Origin of the sequence: Homoserinibacter gongjuensis, from assembly GCF_030161875.1 — a bacterium.
GTDB lineage: Bacteria > Actinomycetota > Actinomycetes > Actinomycetales > Microbacteriaceae > Homoserinibacter > Homoserinibacter gongjuensis.
This window is the reverse complement of the sequence record NZ_BSVA01000001.1, coordinates 2,528,171-2,544,301: the sequence shown is the minus strand read 5'-3', so window position 1 is coordinate 2,544,301 and position 16,131 is coordinate 2,528,171. Positions and strand designations below refer to the sequence as shown.

Here is a 16,131-nt window from a genome sequence, read left to right as displayed (position 1 = left end):
AGCCCGCCGCATCCGACGCTTCTCGAAAGCTGACGAACTGAGCCGGTCAGCCTGCGAGCGGCTCGTCGCCCTCGCGCACGCGAGGGCCGGCAATCTCCAGGAGCCACTCCACACGACGTGCATACGCCCGGCGGCGGGCGAACCACAGCCAGAGCGCGACCCCGCCGAGCACCACGCCGACCATCGTCGCGACGATGCCGACGGCCGGCGCCGCGTACGATCCGGCGAGGGCCACCGGGCCCCCGATCACGGCCAGCAGTGCCACCATGCCGAGCACGAGGAGCGCGAGCCCTGCCATCCGCCCGCCCGGCGCCCGCATCCACGCAGCATGGAACGGTGTCGGAAGGCCGCGCGCCAGTTGCTCGGCGGGTGCCGCAGCCAGCCATTCCCGTGAGAGCGCACGGCGGCGGGCGTCGTCGAGGTCGGCCGCGATGGCCCACAGGATGCCGGTGAGCAGCGCCGCGAGGATGGCGAACGACATCGTCGCGGTCAACGGGTCCTCGTCAGCGGCACCGAAATCGGTGCCGAGCGACTCCATGACCACGAGCACGATGAGCAGCACGGCCGCGGCGAGGCACGCGAGGGCGAACAGCCCCAGGGCCACCCGGCGGAAGATGCGCGTTCCTGCCGCGCCGGAGAGCTGCCGCTCAGCTTCACGGTCGTCCTGGAGGGTGGCGTCAGCGGATGGGGACGCCGACATGGGCGGCACCGCGACCTGTTCCGACACCGCGGGTTCCGCATCCGATCGATGCGGTGCACCCCGCAGCCCGTCCAGCTCCCGCAGCACGAGCCGACGGTCGGCCTCGATGCGTCGCCCGCTCGCCAGCAGATTCGCGGCGAAGAACGAGCGCTCGAGCTCGCTCGGGTCGGCGCCGACCGGAATCGCCGACGCAGCGATCACCTCGCGCAGCACCCCCAACTCGGCGATCCCGAGACCACGAATCGGTGCCCCGGCGACGAGCACCCGGATGCCGCCGCCGTTCGACGTCTCGAGGGTGTAGACGAGGTAGCCGGCGTTGCCCCCGCTCGAGACCGAGCGGCGGATCCCCACGACCTCCGACGGCGCGACGCGGCGTGCCCGCACCACGAGCGCGCCATCCGCCCCGACCCGCACCCGCGGGTAGGCGATCGAGAGGCCGATCGCCACCGCGGCCACGATCGGCACGGCGATCGCCAGGAACAGGGCCCAGCGCGGTGTGTCGGGTGGCAGGAGGCCCGCAACCGGCTCCTGCAGCACGACGCTCAGCAGGATGACCGCGACGGCCATGGGACCGAGGGCACGCCGCCACGCCGCCGGTTGGAGGGTGCGTTCGGTGGCGGGTGCCGCGCTCACCGCGCGAGCTCCCCCTCGGTGTCGGGGTCGACGACCTCCTCGCCGCGGTACAGCGCCTCGAAGATGTCGAGGGTGCGCTGGATGTCGTGGGCCTCCACGGTGCGAAGGGCCCCGCGGCGAAGGCGGTCGAGCTCATCGGGTGCGGCCGTGAGGATCGTGCGCAGGTACCCCGCGAACGCCTCGATGTCGCCCGGCTGGTAGAGATAGCCGTTGACGCCCGGATGCACGAGATGCGGAAGCGCCATGGCATCCGCGGCGACGACGGGAAGACCGGATGCGAGGGCCTCCATCGTCGAGATCGACTGCAGCTCGGCGCGTGACGGCATCGCGAAGACGTTCGCCTCGGTGAGCTCGCGCCGCAACTCCTCGTCGGAGACACGCCCGGTGAAGCGCACGCGATCCGCGAGGCCGAGCTCGCGTGCCCGGGCCTCCAGCCGCGGACGCACTTCCCCGTCGCCGATGATCACGAGCTTCGCGTCGAGGTCCTGCAAACGCACGAGCGCCTCGATGGCCTCGTGGATGTACTTCTCCTCGTCGAGGCGGCCGAGGAACACGATGACGTTGTCGGTGCGCGGCGAAAGGTCGGCTGTGTAGAAGCTCGTGTCGATGCCGCAGGAGATCGCGTGCACGCCGGTGAGGCCTGTGCCGCGCTCGAAGAAGTCGGCCGCACGCCGGGTGGGGGTGGTGATGGCATCCGCCTTCTCGAACCACTTGCGGGCCGAACGCCACTGGATGGCTGCGAGCCAATCGAGCGTGAACCTCGGCAGGATCGCGACGTGCTGCAGGATGTTCTCGGGCATCGTGTGGTTGGTGCCGACGAGCTGGATGCCGTGCTTCACGGCCGAGGTCGCGAGGCCCCGGCCGACCACGATGTGCGACTGGAAGTGGATGGCATCCGGCTTGAGCTCTCGCACGATGCGTTCGGCGTTGGCCTTGACGCGCCACGGCAGCATGAAGCGCAGCCACGGATGCGGCAGCCACCGCCACGAGTAGATGCGGTGCACGGTGAGCGGCACGCCCTCGTGAACCTCGGTGAACACGCCCACGCGGCCCTTCTGGGCGGGCGCCATGACGTGCACGTCATGGCCGCGGCTGGCGAGGCCCGCCGCGAGGTTGCGGCTGAACGTCGCGGCACCGTTCACATCGGGAGCGAAGGTGTCGCATCCGATCAGAAGGGTGAGGCGGCGTTCGGCAGGGGGTTCGACGACGGTCCGTCGGTCACTCGATCAGTCCTCGGTCGGCGGAAATCAACTCCACCAAACTACCGCAGGGAAGCGAGCTCGCCCGGCTGATCCCGCCGGTGGGTCTGCGGGTGGTGCTTGGCGAGGCGGAACACGCCCAGAATCGCCACGGAACCCGCCAGGAACCACACGACCAGCGCCCACAGGGGGTCGCGGATGCCTCGCCCAGCACGAAGATGCCGATCGCGACAGCGACGAGCGGGTCGATGACGGTGAGTCCGGCGATCACGAGGTCGGGGGCGCCCACCGAGTACGCCGTCTGCACGAAGTAGAAGCCGAGCGCCAGGGCGAGCAGCAGGGCGACCCCGCCCACGACCGTGAGGGGGTCGAAGTTGCCCAGCGAGACCCGGTTGATGATGACCTTGGCGATCGACGCCACGAATCCGTAGAGCACCCCGCCCGCCGCGATGTAGAACATGGCGTTGAGCCGCTTGCGGAAGAACGCGAACGCGGCGCCGAGCAGCAGGAGCACGACGCCGAGGATCGCGAGCACGATCACGAGCTGGGTCTCTTCGAGCGCGTGCTCGGTGGCGTAGAAGGCGGCGACGGTGACGAACACGCCGATGCCGATGACGCACATCAGGATCGCCGTGATCGCGGGACGCTGCAGCTTCACATGCGAGACCCGCGCGTTGAGCAGCGCCGTGAGCACGAGCGCGACGATGCCGATGGGCTGCACGACGATGATCGGGGCGAAGCGCAGGGCCGTGAGCTGGAAGACGATCGCCAGACCCAGCATGATCGTGCCGAAGAGCCAGCTCGGGCGAGCCAGCAGGCGCACGAACTGCCCACCCGAGAGACCCGCCTTCTCCCCGAGCCGTGCGCGGCCTCCACCTTCTCCACGCCGCGATGTTGCAGCTGTGCGCCGAGCGAGAGGAACACGGCTCCGATCACGGCGATGAGGATGCCGAGCCACGGAATCGAATTCACGAACGCCTCGACGTCCTCGTTGGTGGGGATCACGTCGAGCACCCGTCGAATCTACCCGTCTCCGCCCCGATATCCTGAGCGAATGGCCGTACTCCCCATCCGGATCACCGGAGATCCCGTGCTGCACGCGCGCGCCGAAGAGGTGGAGGAGATCGACGAGGGCCTCTCGGCCCTCGTGCACGACATGGAGGACACCATGTCGGCGGCGCCCGGCGTCGGCCTCGCGGCACCGCAGGTCGGCATCCCGCTGCGGTTGTTCGTGTATAACTGGCGCGACGAGGAGGGCGTGTTGCACCGCGGCACGGCCATCAATCCCCAACTGCTCGTCTCTCCCCCGCCGATCGGCGAGGCCGACATCGACGAGGATGCCGAGGGGTGCCTCTCGATCCCCGGCGAACGTTTCCCGCTGCTGCGCTCGCACACCGCGCTGCTGCGCGCGGTCGATCTCGATGGGAAACCGTACGAGATCCTCGCGACGGGGTGGCTCGCCCGCATCTTCCAGCACGAGTTCGACCACCTCGACGGCGTGCTCTACGCCGACCGGCTCGCCGAGGGCCAGGCGCGGCTCGCGCAACGCGCCATCCGCCGTCACAAGTGGGGTGTGCCCGACAAGAGCTGGCTGCCGGGGCGCGATCACCTCGAAGACTGAGGCGGACGCGGCTACGACATCCAGCCCAGCAGGCGCACGAGAGCCGCGCAGGCGGCTGCCGCGAGCACCACGAGGATGAACGGCACCCGCAGCGCGAACAGCGCCGCTGCGAGCACGATCGCCGGCACCCGCGCATCCAGCACGATCTCGCCCGACCTCTCGAGCGTCTGGGTCGCGGTGAGGGCCGCGAGCAGGGCGACCGTGAGCAGGTTCGCCACGCGCGCCGGCGTCGGGCGCTCGAGCACGCTCGGCGGCACCGCGTAGCCGACGAGCTTGAGCCCCAGCACGGCGATCGAGGCGATGAGCACGATGTGCCACACGGTCACGTCGTCCGCCGTCCCAGCACATTGGTGACGCCCACTACGATCGCCACGACCGCGGCGGCGAGCACGGGCAGCCCCGGCGGCAGCCAGGGCACGAGCACGGCCGCCACGACCACCGCCGCGACGGCGACGGCCACCGGCTGCTTCGAGGTGAGTCGCGGCCACAGCAGGCCGAGGAACGCGGCAGCCGCCGCAGCATCCAGGCCGTACATGCGCACATCGCCCACGAGGTCTCCAAGGAGTGCACCGGCGAGCGTCGTGAGGTTCCAGCCGAGGTAGATCACGGCGCCGGTCACCCAGAAGCCCACGCGCTGTCCGCGCAGGGTCGGCTGGGCGGTGCCCACCGCCGTCGTCTCGTCGATCGTCCAGTGCCCGGCGAGCACGCGCCGCCACCACGGTCCGCCGATGATGGGCGACATCCGCATCGAGTAGAGGCCGTTGCGGATGCCGAGCAGCGTCGCGCTCGCGATCGCGGCCGGTCCGGCGGCGACCCCGCCCGTGGCGAGAACGCCGATGAGGGCGAACTGCGACCCGCCCGAGAACATGAGCAGGCTCAGCACGCACGTCTGCCAGATGTCGAGCCCGGAGGCCACGGCGAGGGCGCCGAACGAGACGCCGTACGCCGAGACCGCGAGACCCACACCGAGCGCGGCGCGCACGGCAGCCGCGGTGGCGCCGACGGCATCCGGGGCGTGCGGCGTGCGTTCGGGGGCGGTCACCGACGGTCCAGCGGCACGCCGTGCACGCCGTTGTGATACCGCAGCGAGGGGAAGACCGCCTGCACCGTGAACCCGACGCCCGGCACGGGGTGCGCCTCGAACACACCGCCGAAGAGCTCGGTGCGCTCGCGCATCTCGGTCATGCCGCGGCCGTTCGGCGCCTGGGTGAGGGCCGCGAGGTCGTCGTCGACCGTGTAACCCTGCTTCTGTGCTTCGGCGTACGGGTCGAGACCGTTGCGGATCGCCGCGGCCCGGGTGCCGTCGTCCTCGACGAGCACCTTGAGACCGTCGTCGGTCCAGGTGAACGCGACGGTGGCCGTCGTGCCGGGGCCGCCGTGGTCGAGCGAGTTCGAGAGCGCCTCCTGCAGGATGCGGTAGACCGCGAGCTCCGCGCCGTGCCGCAGCTCGTGCGAGCTGCCCGTCTCGGTGAAGTCCACGCCGAGCCCCGCATCCCGCATCACCCGGAAGAGCTCCTGCACGTTCGCGAGGCCGGGCTGCTCATCGGCATCCACCTCGCCGCCGCGCGCCACGGTCATGACGCGCCGCAGATCGGCCAGCGTCTCGCGTGCGGCAGCCGCGATGGCCGCGGCGCTGCGGGTGGCCGCCGAGGGATCCTGGCTGGCGGCGTACTGGGCGCCCTCCGCCTGGGTGGCGATCACCGACACCGAGTGCACGGCGATCTCGTGCAGCTCGCGCACCATCGTGAGCCTGCTGCCCTGCTCGGCCAGCTGCAGCTCGAGGTCGAGCCGCTCACGCTGGGCTGCGGCCCGCTCGCGCACCGCACGGCGTGCCGCTCGTCGGCTGTGCCGCCACAGGGCGAGCAGCACGACCGCAAGCAAGAGGAGGGCGGCGGATGCGGCAGCCAGCACCACGACGAGCGTCGTCGCGTTGGCATCGAGCCAGGCGTCCATCTCGCACTCCCCCTCCCCGCGCCGGCGGTACGGGGTCGTCACGATGCTAATGGAACGGGGGACGGCCAGGTGCGGCCGTCCCCCGTCGAGGTATCGCGCGGCGGTCAGCCCTGCGGAGGCTGAGGCTGCTGGCTGCGCAGCACCTCGAGCCGTGCGCGGTACTCGACCTCGTCGATGTCACCGCGCGCGAAACGCTCGGCCAGCACCGTCTCGGCGTTGTGCGCGGCCTGGGCCGAGGCCCACGGACCGACGCCGTGCGGACCCCACGGTCCACCCCAGCCGGCGCGTGCCCAGCGGCGCCGACGCGTGGCGACGAGCGTGATGATGAGGCCGATGATGAGCAGCCAGAAGATGGCGGGCACGATCCAGAAGCCGGGTCCCCAGCCCCAGGCGGGGTGCAACGGAGCGGTCGCGAGGGCGATCGTGGTGAACATGTCGGGAGTCCTTTCCGAGTCGGCCCCGCGGTGGGGCCGTCGCATCCCAGACTCCGCCTCCGAGTGCGCGCGCGAATCCGCCCGGCGGTGTCGTTCGGCTACTCCCCCGGGACGACGCCCGGGGTCACGAGGCCCGTCTCGTACGCCACGATGACGAGCTGCACCCGGTCGCGCGCCGCGAGTTTGGCCATGATGCGCGACACGTGAGTCTTGGCGGTCAGCGGACTGAGGAAGAGCTCGGCGCCGATCTCCTCATTGGTGAGCCCGCGACCCACGAGGGCGAGCACCTCGCGTTCACGCTCGGTGAGACCCGCGAGTCGGGATGCGTCGGGCGGCGCGCTGAGGCCGCTCGCGACCCGCGTGAGGAGCGTGCGGGTGACGCTCGGGCTCAGCAGCGCGTCGCCGTCCGCGACCACATGCACCGCGCGGATCAGTTCGACCGGCTCGGTGTCTTTCACGAGGAAGCCGCTCGCCCCGGCGCGGATCGCGTGGGCGACGTACTCGTCGAGTTCGAAGGTCGTCACGACCACGACGTGCACGCCGTCGAGCGCGGCATCCGAGACGATCCGCTCGGTCGCCCAGAGACCGTCGCCGTCGGGCATCCGGATGTCCATGAGCAGCACGTCGGGCCTCTCCCGCCGCGCGAGTGCGACCGCGTCACGGCCGGTGGCCGCCTCGCCGACCACGAGCAGGTCGGACTCCGCCTCGAGCAGACTGCGGAAGCCCGCCCGGATGAGTTGCTGATCGTCGGCGATCGCGACGCGGATCACGCGGGGCTTCTTTCGATGGGCAACTCGGCGGTCACGAGGAAACCGCCCTCGGTCGCGGTCTGGAACACCCCGCCGAGCTGCTCGACGCGCTCGCGCATGCCGAGCAAGCCGCGACCCGGTTCGAACGGCGCGACACGTCCGTCGTCGCGCACCTCGACGCGGATGCCGTCGGGCGCGCGGGTGACTCGCACCTCCACCCTCGTGACTCCGACGCCGTGCCGTGCGACGTTCGTGAGCGACTCCTGCACGATCCGATACGCGGCGGCGCTCACGGGAGCCGGCACCTCACCGTCGCCCGTGCGATCGTCGAACTCGATCTCGGCACCCGGAATGCTCGTGGCCGTTACCAGCGTCGCGAGCTGGGCGAGATCGGGCTGAGGAGCGAGCGGCGCATCCGCTCCCCTCGCGGAGCACGCCCAGCACGGTGCGCACATCGTCGAGCGCGGTCTTGCTCACGTGCTTGATCGCCGCGAGGGCCTCGGCGGCCTTCTCGGGCTGGGTGTCGGCGAGGTGCAGTCCGACCCCGGCCTGCACGTTGATCTGGCTGAGGGAGTGCGCGAGCACATCGTGCAGCTCGCGGGCGATGCGGATGCGTTCCTCTTCGGCGGCGGACTGTCGCCGACGAGCCGCCGCGGCGCGGAAGGCGCTGACGCGTTCGCGGCGCGTGCGCATCAACTCGCCGAGTCCCATGGCGACCACGAGGCCGAACGTCGTGCCGACGACGCGGGGCGGCGGCCAGTCGACGGGCACCCCCAGAGCGAGCACGACGAGGGCGACAGCCCAGGCACCACCGAGCGAGATCCAGGCCCACAGTCGCGCGCCCCGCACGACCGCGCCGGCGAGGGCGAAGGCGAGGGCGATCGGCACCGGGCCGCCCGAGGAGCTCAGCAGCAAGCCGGCAAGGGTCGCCGCGGCGACGAGGGCGGCGACGGGTCCGGGAAAACGCCGAGCGCCGATCAGAAGGATGGGGCCGACCGCACCCAGCCCGATCGTGAACGCCGCCGTCGCCGGGTCCGGTTGCGAGGTGCGTACGATCCAGGCAGCGCCGGTCAGCTGCACCATCGCGCTGATGACCACAGGAACCCAGAGTCGCAAGGTGCGAGAGCCGCGCGGACGCTCATCCGGGTCGCGAAGCGCCCACGGTCCGCCACCCCAGGTGCCATCACCCCACCGGCCGTGCGACCACGGCGGGCCGGCAGGATGCATCGACGGCCCGGGCATGGCGCCATGCTACGCGGGGGCGTGCGGCTGCGGCATCCGCCCGGGGAGGCGATCGGGTACTCCCGCGGGAGTAGGAGATGTGGCTCCCCGGCTTGGACTCGAACCAAGAACCTATCGGTTAACAGCCGATTGCTCTGCCAATTGAGCTACCGAGGATCGCTGCGAACAGCCTCGCTAGCTTAGCAAAGGTTGACGGGCGCAAATGCACGCGGCGGGCTCTGCTCGGGGCGGTTTCGAGACGCGTCCGGCGTCACCGGTCGCGCCTCAACCACCGGTGACGGCGCGGATGACACAGGTGGGTGACGGCGTGGCCGTCGTCGCGAGCGGAATCGGGATGCCGTCGGCACCGATCCGGAAGGTCGCGATGGCGTTCGAGAGCTGATTGGCCACGTGCAGCAGCTCGCCGTCGACAAGCAGGTGACGCGGCGTGCGCCCGCCGCTCGGAACCGAGTCGACGGGGCGCAGACCGTCATCGTCGAGCGCGATGACGGCGATGCGATCGGCGCCCCGGATGCCCGCGTAGAGGAAGCGCCCATCGACCGAGACCCCGAGCGCAGCGGCCTGGTCCTGGCCGGGCGTCGCGCCCGGAAGCGTCAGGATCTGCATGATCTCGAACTCGCGGCCGGCAGGGTCGAGCACGAGCACCTCGCAGCTCCACTCCCCGAGCAGCGCGAGCTCGGCCGAGGGCAGCGCGTGCAGGTCGCGCGGACCCGTCCCCGCCGGGAGCGCGAGCGAATCGACGCGGCTGAGCAGCCCATCCGTGCCGCGTTCGTGAACGTGCAGCCGGTCGGTTCCCAGGTCGAGGGTGAGCACGCGACCGTCGGGCAGCACGTGCACATGGTGGGCATGCGGTCCCTCCTGCGCGGGCAACGGACCGGAACCCGATCCGTCGATGCGCTGGGCCGGCAGCTGCTCGCCGTGACGGGCCACCACGATCGCGCCATCGCCATAGCAGGCGACCGCGACCGTGTCGTCGTCGAGGAACGCCGCGTGACACGGGTACGAACCGCCGAGCGCGGTCACCCCATCCGCACGCCACACCTCGCCCTCGCGGCGGAACCAGGCGAGAGCTCCCTCGCCCTCGAGGGTCGCGACCATCCGCTCGCCGCGCACGGCGAGCCAGGAGGGCGATGCGCACTCGGGCCCGTCGCCCAGCACGAGCCCGCGGGGTGCGGATGCCGCCGTCGCGATGCCCGCGGCCGTACCGCCCATGTCCGGGCCGTACCCGCCCACGAGCAGCGCGGTCATGATTGCAGACTCGCGAGGGTGCGCACGTAGCTGTGCAGGGGGTTCGCCAGCACGTCGTCGACCGTGCCGTACCCGACGATGAGGCCGGCGTGCAGCACCGCGATGCGGTCGACAATCGTGCGCAGCTCGCGCAGGTCGTGCCCGACGATGAGGGCGCTGAAACCGAGCTCCTTCTGCAGCTCGGCCACCACCTGAAGGATCGGTCCGCGCACGAGCACGTCGACACCCATCGTGGGATCGTCGGCCACGAGCAGCTCGGGCTCGAGCACGAGCGAGCGGGCGAGGGCGATGCGCTGCCGCTGGCCGCGGCTCAGCTCGTGCGGGAACTTCTCCATCACCGAGAGCGGAAGCCGCACGGCGTCGACGAGCATCGCGACCGCCGTTCCGGCCTCCACGCGATCGAAGTGCTTGTCGCGCAGGAAGATCGGCTCGGCCACGTTCTCGCCGACGGTCAGATGCGGCTGCAGCGACGACCCGCCATCCTGCGGCAGATAGCCGATGCGCAGCGCGAGCCGATCGCGAGTGCGCTGCCGTGCCGCGCGCAGGTCGACCCCGAGCACGGTGAGACCGCCACCGGCGAGCTGCGGCGCCTCGCGCTCCCCCGGCGCGGACTGCGCGGCGATCGCCCGTGCGAGGGTCGACTTACCCGATCCCGCCTCGCCCACGAGCCCGAGCGTCTCACCCTGCGCGACCCGGAACGACACCCCGTTGATCGCGGGGGCGTCGTCTCCCGGGTACACGAGCGTCAGATCGTCGGCGAGCACCGCCGCATCCGTGACCGGCCCGCGATTCATGACGCGCTGCCTCCCAGAGCGACGAACGCGGCGCGGCGCTCCGCCTGCTCCACCGGGTCGGGAACCGGCAGGGATGCCAGCAGCCGCTGTGTGTACGGGTCGCGCGGCGCTCCCAGCACCTCGGCCGCCGTGCCTTCCTCGGCGATCTCGCCCCGATGCAGCACGACAACGCGGTGGGCGATGCGGTCGACCACAGCGAGGTCGTGCGTGATGAACAGCGAGGCGAACCCGAAGCGCTCCTGCAGCTCCTCGAAGAGCTCGAGGACGCGCGCCTGCACCGAGACGTCGAGGGCGCTCGTGGGCTCGTCGGCGATGAGCAGCTTGGGGTCGAGCGCGAGGGCACGCGCCAGGCTCGCCCGCTGCCGCTGACCGCCCGAGAGCTCGTGGGGGAAGCGGTCGCCGTAGCCGCCGCTGAGCTGCACAGCGTCGAGCAGTTCGTCGACGCGGTCGCGCGCGTCGGCGGGCGATGACGCCACGCCGTGCACGACGAGCGGCTCGGCCACGCACTGGGCGATCGTGAGCAGCGGGTTGAAGCTCGTGGCCGGGTCTTGGAACACGAATCCCAGTTCTCGACGCTTCGGGCGGAACTCACGCTCCTTGACCCCGCGCATCTCGGTGCCGAGCACCCGCAGCGAACCACCGGTCACCGCGGTGAGGCCGGCGATCGCCCGCCCGATGGTCGTCTTGCCCGAACCCGACTCCCCCACGAGGCCGACGACCTCGCCGGCACCGACCCGGAGATCCACACCGTGCACCGCCCGGAAGCCCTTGCGCCCCAGGCGCCCCGGGTACTCGATCTCGAGCCCGCTCGCCTCCACGACCGCCTCGGTGGCCGCCTCCGGCGGGGCGACGCGCTCGACGAGCTCGACGCGCGGCACGGCGGCGAGCAACTTGCGCGTGTAGGGATGCGCCGGCGCCGCGAACAGCTCGCGCACGGGCGCGGTCTCGACGATCTCGCCCTGGTACATGACCGCGACGCGGTCGGCGAGATCGGCGACGACGCCCATGTTGTGCGTGATGAGCACGATCGCGGTGCCGAACTCGTCGCGGAGGTGACGCAGCAGATCGAGGATCTCGGCCTGCACGGTCACATCGAGCGCGGTGGTCGGCTCGTCGGCGATGAGCACCGAGGCATCGAGGGCGAGCGCCATCGCGATCACGATGCGCTGCTTCTGTCCGCCGGAGAACTGGTGCGGGTAGTCGTCGACACGGCGGTCCGGCTCGGGGATGCCCACCCGCCGCAGCATCTCGATCGCGTGCGCCCGGGCCTGCTTCTTGGTGTACTTGCCGTGAGCGCGCAGCCCCTCGGCAAGCTGCCATCCGACCGTGTACACCGGGTTGAGCGCCGTCGAGGGCTCCTGGAAGATCATCGCCGCGGCCGTGCCCCGCAGCTGCCGCAGGCGCCGCTGATCGAGCGTCACGACGTTCTCGGGGCCGACCATGACGGCACCCTTCACGGTCGCCGTCTCGGGCAGCAGACGCAGGATGCTGCGCGCCGTCACGGTCTTGCCGGAGCCGGACTCGCCCACGATCGCGAGCACCTCACCCGGCTGCACCTCGAGGTCGACGCCGCGCACCGCCTGAACGGTGCCGCCGTCGGTGTCGAAGGTGATCCGCAGGTCCCGGATGTCGACGGCCGGTTGTGTGCGCGCCATCAGAGCACCTCTCCCAGTTCTTCGCGAGCGGCGGGCTGCTCGGCAGCCACCGCCTGGCCGGGCGTCTCGGCCGGCTTGCGCCGGGCACGCAGCCGTGGGTCGGCGAGGTCGTTGAGGCTCTCGCCGATGAGCGTGACGCCCAGCACCACGAGCACGATGGCCAGACCCGGGAAGATCGAGGTCCACCAGATGCCGCTCGTGACATCCGAGAGCGACTTGTTGAGGTCGTAGCCCCACTCCGCCGCGGCGCTCGGCTCGATGCCGAAGCCCAGGAAGCCGAGGCCGGCGAGCGTGAGGATCGCCTCGGAGCTGTTGAGCGTCAGGATGAGCGGCAGCGTGCGCGTGGAGTTGCGCAGCACGTGGCGGAACATGATGCGCGCGTTGCTGGCTCCCACGACCTTCGCCGACTCGACGAAGGCCTCCGACTTCACGCGCAGCACCTCGGCGCGCACCACGCGCAGGTACTGCGGGATGAACACCACTGTGATCGAGACCGCCGCGGCGAAGATGCCACCCCACAGGCTCGACTGGCCGCCCGAGATGACGATCGCCGCGACGATCGCGAGCAGCAGGCTCGGGAACGCGTAGATGGCGTCCGCGATGACGATCGTGATGCGGTCGAACCATCCGCCGATGTACCCGGACAGCAGGCCGAGCGCGATACCGAGGAACACCGAGAGCACGATCGCGACGAGGATCACGAGCAGCGCCGTCTGCGCACCCCAGATCACCCGGGAGAGCACGTCGTAGCCCCCGACCGTCGTGCCGAGCAGGTGGTCGGCACTCGGCGGCTGCTGGGCCCCGAAGAGGCCGTCCGGGCCGCGGAGCTGGTTGAACCCGTAGGGGGCGAGCAGAGGCGCGAAGATCGCGACGACCACGAAGATGCCGGTGATCACGAGGCCCGCGACGAGCATCCCGCGCTGCAGGCCGACGCTCTGCCGCAGCTGCTGGATGATCGGCAGGCGGTGCCACCACGGCGGCCGCACCTGCACGGTGGGAACGGAGGTCGTGTCGCTCATCAGTACCTCACCCGCGGATCGAGGATCGCCGCGACGATGTCGACGATGAAGTTGGTGACCGCGACGATGACGGCGAGCAGGGCGACGATGCCCTGCACCGCGACGAAGTCGCGCTTGGCGAGGTAGTCGGCCAGCTGGAAGCCGAGGCCCTTCCATTCGAAGGTCGTCTCGGTGAGCACCGCGCCGCCGAGCAGCAACGCGATCTGCAACCCGATGACCGTGATGATCGGCACGAGTGCGGGCTTGAGCGCGTGCTTGCGCACGAGCCGGTACTCGCCGACGCCACGCGAGCGCGCCGCATCCACGTAGTCCCGCGAGAGAGTGCCGATGACGTTCGTGCGCACGAGACGCAGGAAGACGCCCGCGGTCAGCAGGCCGAGCGTGAGCGCCGGGAGCACCGCGTGCGCGAGCACGTCGGCGACCGCCGCGGAGCTTCCCGTGCGCAGGGCGTCGATGAAGTAGATGCCCGTCTGACTGTCGAGCCCCTGGATCTTGATCTCGGTACGCGTGGAGGCGCGCCCGGCGACCGGGAGCACCTTCAACCACACCGAGAAGATGAGCTTGAGCACGAGACCCGCGAAGAACACCGGGGTCGCGTAGCTGAGGATCGCGAAGACGCGCAGCCCCGCGTCGCCCCAGCGGTCGCGGAAGTAGGCGGCGACCATGCCGAGCGGGATGCCCACGATGAACGCGACGATGAGCGAGTAGATGACGAGCTCGAGGGTCGCCGAGCCGTAGGTGAAGAGGATCTCGCTGATGGGTCGGCCGTCGGTGATCGAGCTGCCGAAGTTGCCGGTGAAGACGTTGCCGAGGTACTCGAGATACTGCACGAGGATCGGGCGGTCGTAGCCGGCGTCGTGGATGCGCTGGGCGAGCTGATCGGGCGTGAGGCGGTCGCCGAGCGACGCCGTGATCGGATCGCCCGTGAGGCGCATGAGGAAGAACACGAGCGTGACGAGGATGAAGATCGTCGGGATGATCAGCAGGAAGCGCACCAGCAGGTAGCGCCAGAACCCGCCGCCCCGCACCCGTTTCCGGGCCGCAGGGGTTGCGCCGGGGGCGCTTCCGGCGCTGTGACGGTCGTCATGTCGTCAGATTCTCCTCGATGCCACGAGAAACGGGGCGGCCAGCGAGTGGCCGCCCCGTTCTCTGTGCGGACGTGTTCGGCTTCGCTCAGCCCTTGGTCAGGCTACCGAAGCGGAACTTGAACGAACCATCGAGCTGGGCGCCCGAGATGTCCTTGCCGACGACGGCCACCTGCGCGCCCTGCAGCAGCGGCAGGGTCGACAGGTCGGCGGCCACCTTGGCCTGGATGTCCTCGATGAGCGCCTGACGCTTGTCGGCGTCGACCTCGGTCTGCTGCTCGGAGATCTCCGCGTCGACCTCTGCGTTGCTGTAGTGGTTCAACAGGAAGTTGTCGGTCGCGAAGAACGGCGTCAGGTAGTTGTCGGCGTCGGAGTAGTCCGGGAACCATCCGAGCTGGTACAGCGGGTAGACGTCCGCCGTGCGGTCCTTCGAGTACTGGGTCCACTCGGTCGAGCCGAGGTTGACCGTGAAGAGCCCGCTCGAGTCGAGCTGGTCCTTCACGAGCGCGTACTCGTCGGCCGACGACTCACCGTAGTGGTCGGGGTTGTACTGCAGGTTCAGCTCGACGGGCACGGTCACGCCGGCCGCCTCGAGGGTCGCCTTCGCCTTGTCGACGTCGGGGCCACCGTCGCCGTCGCCGTAGAGGTCCTTGAGCACCTCGGTGGCGCCCGTCAGGCCCTGGGGCACGAAGGAGTACACCGGGGTGTAGGTGTCCTTGTAGACCTGGGTCGCGATCTCGGCGCGGTCGACCACATCCGCGATCGCCTGGCGCACGGCGAGAGCCTTCGCCGGGTCGGCCTCGCCCGTCTTGGCGCCGTACGGCATCGTGTCGAAGTTGAACACGATGTAGCGCAGCTCGCCACCGGGGCCGTCGACGATCTTCACCGAGTCCTGCTTGCCCAGGTCGGCGATGTCGGTGGCCGACAGGCTGCGGTAGGCCACGTCGATGTTGCCCTCCTGCACGTCGAGCTTGAGGTTCGACGAGTCGGCGTAGTACTTGAGCGTGACGTCGTCGTTCTTCGGAGCACCCAGAACACCCTTGTACTCGGGGTTCGGTGCGAAGGTGACGAGCTCGTTGAGCTTGTAGCTCTCGATCGTGTACGGACCGGCGAAGCCCTCGCCCTTGACGATCTCGTCGTCGCTCGTGACCTCGTCGGCCGAGAAGGTCTCCTCGTCGACGATCGGACCGGCCGGGCTCGAGAGCACCTGCGGGAACGTCTGGTCGTTGCCGTTCTTGAGGTGGAAGATCACCGTGGTGTCATCCGGGGTCTCGACGGTGTCGAGGTTGCCGAGCAGGGCCCACGGGCCGTTCTCCGCGTTGATCGCGACGACGCGGTCGAAGCTGAACTTGACATCCGACGAGGTCAGCTCGTTGCCGTTGGCGAACTTGAGGCCCGACTTGAGGGTGACGACGTAGTCGCCGTCCTCGTTGAACTCGGCGGACTCGGCGATGTCGGGCTCGACATCCGCCGTGCCCTGCGGCGAGTTCAGCAGGAACGGGAAGACCTGGTTCATGACGGCGAACGAGCCGTTGTCGTACGAACCGGCCGGGTCGAGGAAGGTGACCTTGTCGGTGGTGCCGACGATGATGCTGCTGCCTTCGGAGTCGCCGCCGTTGCCGCCGGAGTCCGATGCGCAACCCGCGAGCACGAGAGCGGCGGTGACGGGGATCGTCAACGCGGCGAGCACGCGGGTCTTGTGAGTGACGGAAACCATGTCCGTGGACCTCATTCCTTGGGATGTGAAGGGTGTGGGCAGCCGCAGCCGCCCAACGTTCAGGTTTATCACAGCGGTGACG

17 protein-coding genes and 1 tRNA gene are annotated in these 16,131 nt (G+C 70.3%); 1 reads left to right on the top strand and 17 read right to left on the bottom strand.

Features of this window, described 5'->3' with window-relative positions; all coding sequences use genetic code 11:
- Nucleotides 1-46: 46 nt before the first annotated feature.
- The 3 genes from QQK29_RS13665 to QQK29_RS13655 form a co-directional block, all read right to left on the bottom strand.
- Nucleotides 47-1,267: a hypothetical protein gene (locus tag QQK29_RS13665; RefSeq protein ID WP_284301068.1), complete on the bottom strand. Its 1,221-nt coding sequence runs from the start codon at nucleotides 1,265-1,267 to the stop codon at nucleotides 47-49.
- Nucleotides 1,268-1,329: 62 nt separating this feature from the next.
- Complete coding sequence (locus QQK29_RS13660; protein WP_284301065.1) at nucleotides 1,330-2,475, bottom strand: glycosyltransferase; 1,146 nt, start codon at nucleotides 2,473-2,475, stop codon at nucleotides 1,330-1,332.
- 76 nt (nucleotides 2,476-2,551) lie between these two features.
- On the bottom strand, nucleotides 2,552-3,355 hold the full coding sequence (locus QQK29_RS13655) for a DMT family transporter (protein WP_284301063.1): 804 nt from the start codon (nucleotides 3,353-3,355) through the stop codon (nucleotides 2,552-2,554).
- Nucleotides 3,356-3,586: 231 nt separating this feature from the next.
- Here QQK29_RS13655 and def point away from each other — a divergent pair, with 231 nt between their 5' ends.
- Nucleotides 3,587-4,153 carry a peptide deformylase gene (gene def, locus QQK29_RS13650; protein ID WP_284301061.1) on the top strand — a complete coding sequence of 189 codons (567 nt, stop codon included), beginning with the start codon at nucleotides 3,587-3,589 and terminating at the stop codon, nucleotides 4,151-4,153.
- 11 nt (nucleotides 4,154-4,164) lie between these two features.
- Here def and QQK29_RS13645 read toward each other — a convergent pair whose 3' ends face one another.
- From QQK29_RS13645 to QQK29_RS13580, 14 genes are all read right to left on the bottom strand, one after another.
- A complete protein-coding gene (locus tag QQK29_RS13645) occupies nucleotides 4,165-4,479 on the bottom strand; it encodes an AzlD domain-containing protein (RefSeq protein WP_284301059.1) in 315 nt (104 codons plus the stop codon).
- The gene (locus QQK29_RS13640; RefSeq protein ID WP_431308703.1) at nucleotides 4,476-5,195 is read right to left on the bottom strand and encodes an AzlC family ABC transporter permease; all 720 of its coding nucleotides are present in this window, start codon (nucleotides 5,193-5,195) and stop codon (nucleotides 4,476-4,478) included. The genes QQK29_RS13645 and QQK29_RS13640 overlap by 4 nt, the downstream gene beginning before the upstream one ends.
- Complete coding sequence (locus QQK29_RS13635) at nucleotides 5,192-6,106, bottom strand: sensor histidine kinase (protein WP_284301057.1); 915 nt, start codon at nucleotides 6,104-6,106, stop codon at nucleotides 5,192-5,194. Before QQK29_RS13635 ends, QQK29_RS13640 begins: the two co-directional genes overlap by 4 nt.
- Nucleotides 6,107-6,210: 104 nt before the next feature.
- Nucleotides 6,211-6,540: an SHOCT domain-containing protein gene (locus QQK29_RS13630; RefSeq protein WP_284301056.1), complete on the bottom strand. Its 330-nt coding sequence runs from the start codon at nucleotides 6,538-6,540 to the stop codon at nucleotides 6,211-6,213.
- 98 nt (nucleotides 6,541-6,638) lie between these two features.
- Nucleotides 6,639-7,310 (bottom strand): response regulator, encoded by a 672-nt coding sequence (locus QQK29_RS13625; protein ID WP_284301053.1) that lies wholly within the window; start codon nucleotides 7,308-7,310, stop codon nucleotides 6,639-6,641.
- Nucleotides 7,307-7,582, bottom strand: coding sequence for a sensor histidine kinase (locus QQK29_RS13620; protein WP_284301050.1), 276 nt, complete (start codon nucleotides 7,580-7,582; stop codon nucleotides 7,307-7,309). The genes QQK29_RS13625 and QQK29_RS13620 overlap by 4 nt, the downstream gene beginning before the upstream one ends.
- Before the next feature lie 13 nt (nucleotides 7,583-7,595).
- Nucleotides 7,596-8,372: a histidine kinase dimerization/phosphoacceptor domain-containing protein gene (locus tag QQK29_RS13615; protein ID WP_284301048.1), complete on the bottom strand. Its 777-nt coding sequence runs from the start codon at nucleotides 8,370-8,372 to the stop codon at nucleotides 7,596-7,598.
- A 239-nt stretch (nucleotides 8,373-8,611) separates the two neighbouring features.
- Nucleotides 8,612-8,687: transfer RNA gene (locus QQK29_RS13610), tRNA-Asn, on the bottom strand.
- Between the two features lie 108 nt (nucleotides 8,688-8,795).
- Entirely contained in the window at nucleotides 8,796-9,779 is a 984-nt protein-coding gene (locus QQK29_RS13605) for a lactonase family protein (RefSeq protein ID WP_284301046.1), read from the bottom strand.
- Nucleotides 9,776-10,573: an ATP-binding cassette domain-containing protein gene (locus QQK29_RS13600; protein ID WP_284301044.1), complete on the bottom strand. Its 798-nt coding sequence runs from the start codon at nucleotides 10,571-10,573 to the stop codon at nucleotides 9,776-9,778. The genes QQK29_RS13605 and QQK29_RS13600 overlap by 4 nt, the downstream gene beginning before the upstream one ends.
- On the bottom strand, nucleotides 10,570-12,228 hold the full coding sequence (locus QQK29_RS13595) for an ABC transporter ATP-binding protein (protein WP_284301042.1): 1,659 nt from the start codon (nucleotides 12,226-12,228) through the stop codon (nucleotides 10,570-10,572). The genes QQK29_RS13600 and QQK29_RS13595 overlap by 4 nt, the downstream gene beginning before the upstream one ends.
- On the bottom strand, nucleotides 12,228-13,247 hold the full coding sequence (locus tag QQK29_RS13590; RefSeq protein WP_284301040.1) for an ABC transporter permease: 1,020 nt from the start codon (nucleotides 13,245-13,247) through the stop codon (nucleotides 12,228-12,230). Before QQK29_RS13590 ends, QQK29_RS13595 begins: the two co-directional genes overlap by 1 nt.
- Nucleotides 13,247-14,275 carry an ABC transporter permease gene (locus QQK29_RS13585; protein WP_284301038.1) on the bottom strand — a complete coding sequence of 343 codons (1,029 nt, stop codon included), beginning with the start codon at nucleotides 14,273-14,275 and terminating at the stop codon, nucleotides 13,247-13,249. The genes QQK29_RS13590 and QQK29_RS13585 overlap by 1 nt, the downstream gene beginning before the upstream one ends.
- Before the next feature lie 145 nt (nucleotides 14,276-14,420).
- Nucleotides 14,421-16,049, bottom strand: a complete 1,629-nt coding sequence (locus QQK29_RS13580) for an ABC transporter substrate-binding protein (RefSeq protein WP_284301036.1) — start codon at nucleotides 16,047-16,049, stop codon at nucleotides 14,421-14,423.
- Nucleotides 16,050-16,131: the final 82 nt, after the last annotated feature.

What these genes read in the sequence shown, in the direction of transcription:
- QQK29_RS13665 (WP_284301068.1), bottom strand. Translation starts at nt 1,267, where the DNA reads ATGGCCGTCGCGGTCATCCTGCTGAGCGTCGTGCTGCAGGAGCCGGTT.
- def (WP_284301061.1), top strand. Translation starts at nt 3,587, where the DNA reads ATGGCCGTACTCCCCATCCGGATCACCGGAGATCCCGTGCTGCACGCG.
- QQK29_RS13635 (WP_284301057.1), bottom strand. Translation starts at nt 6,106, where the DNA reads ATGGACGCCTGGCTCGATGCCAACGCGACGACGCTCGTCGTGGTGCTG.
- QQK29_RS13630 (WP_284301056.1), bottom strand. Translation starts at nt 6,540, where the DNA reads ATGTTCACCACGATCGCCCTCGCGACCGCTCCGTTGCACCCCGCCTGG.
- QQK29_RS13615 (WP_284301048.1), bottom strand. Translation starts at nt 8,372, where the DNA reads ATGGTGCAGCTGACCGGCGCTGCCTGGATCGTACGCACCTCGCAACCG.
- QQK29_RS13605 (WP_284301046.1), bottom strand. Translation starts at nt 9,779, where the DNA reads ATGACCGCGCTGCTCGTGGGCGGGTACGGCCCGGACATGGGCGGTACG.
- QQK29_RS13600 (WP_284301044.1), bottom strand. Translation starts at nt 10,573, where the DNA reads ATGAATCGCGGGCCGGTCACGGATGCGGCGGTGCTCGCCGACGATCTG.
- QQK29_RS13595 (WP_284301042.1), bottom strand. Translation starts at nt 12,228, where the DNA reads ATGGCGCGCACACAACCGGCCGTCGACATCCGGGACCTGCGGATCACC.
- QQK29_RS13590 (WP_284301040.1), bottom strand. Translation starts at nt 13,247, where the DNA reads ATGAGCGACACGACCTCCGTTCCCACCGTGCAGGTGCGGCCGCCGTGG.
- QQK29_RS13580 (WP_284301036.1), bottom strand. Translation starts at nt 16,049, where the DNA reads ATGGTTTCCGTCACTCACAAGACCCGCGTGCTCGCCGCGTTGACGATC.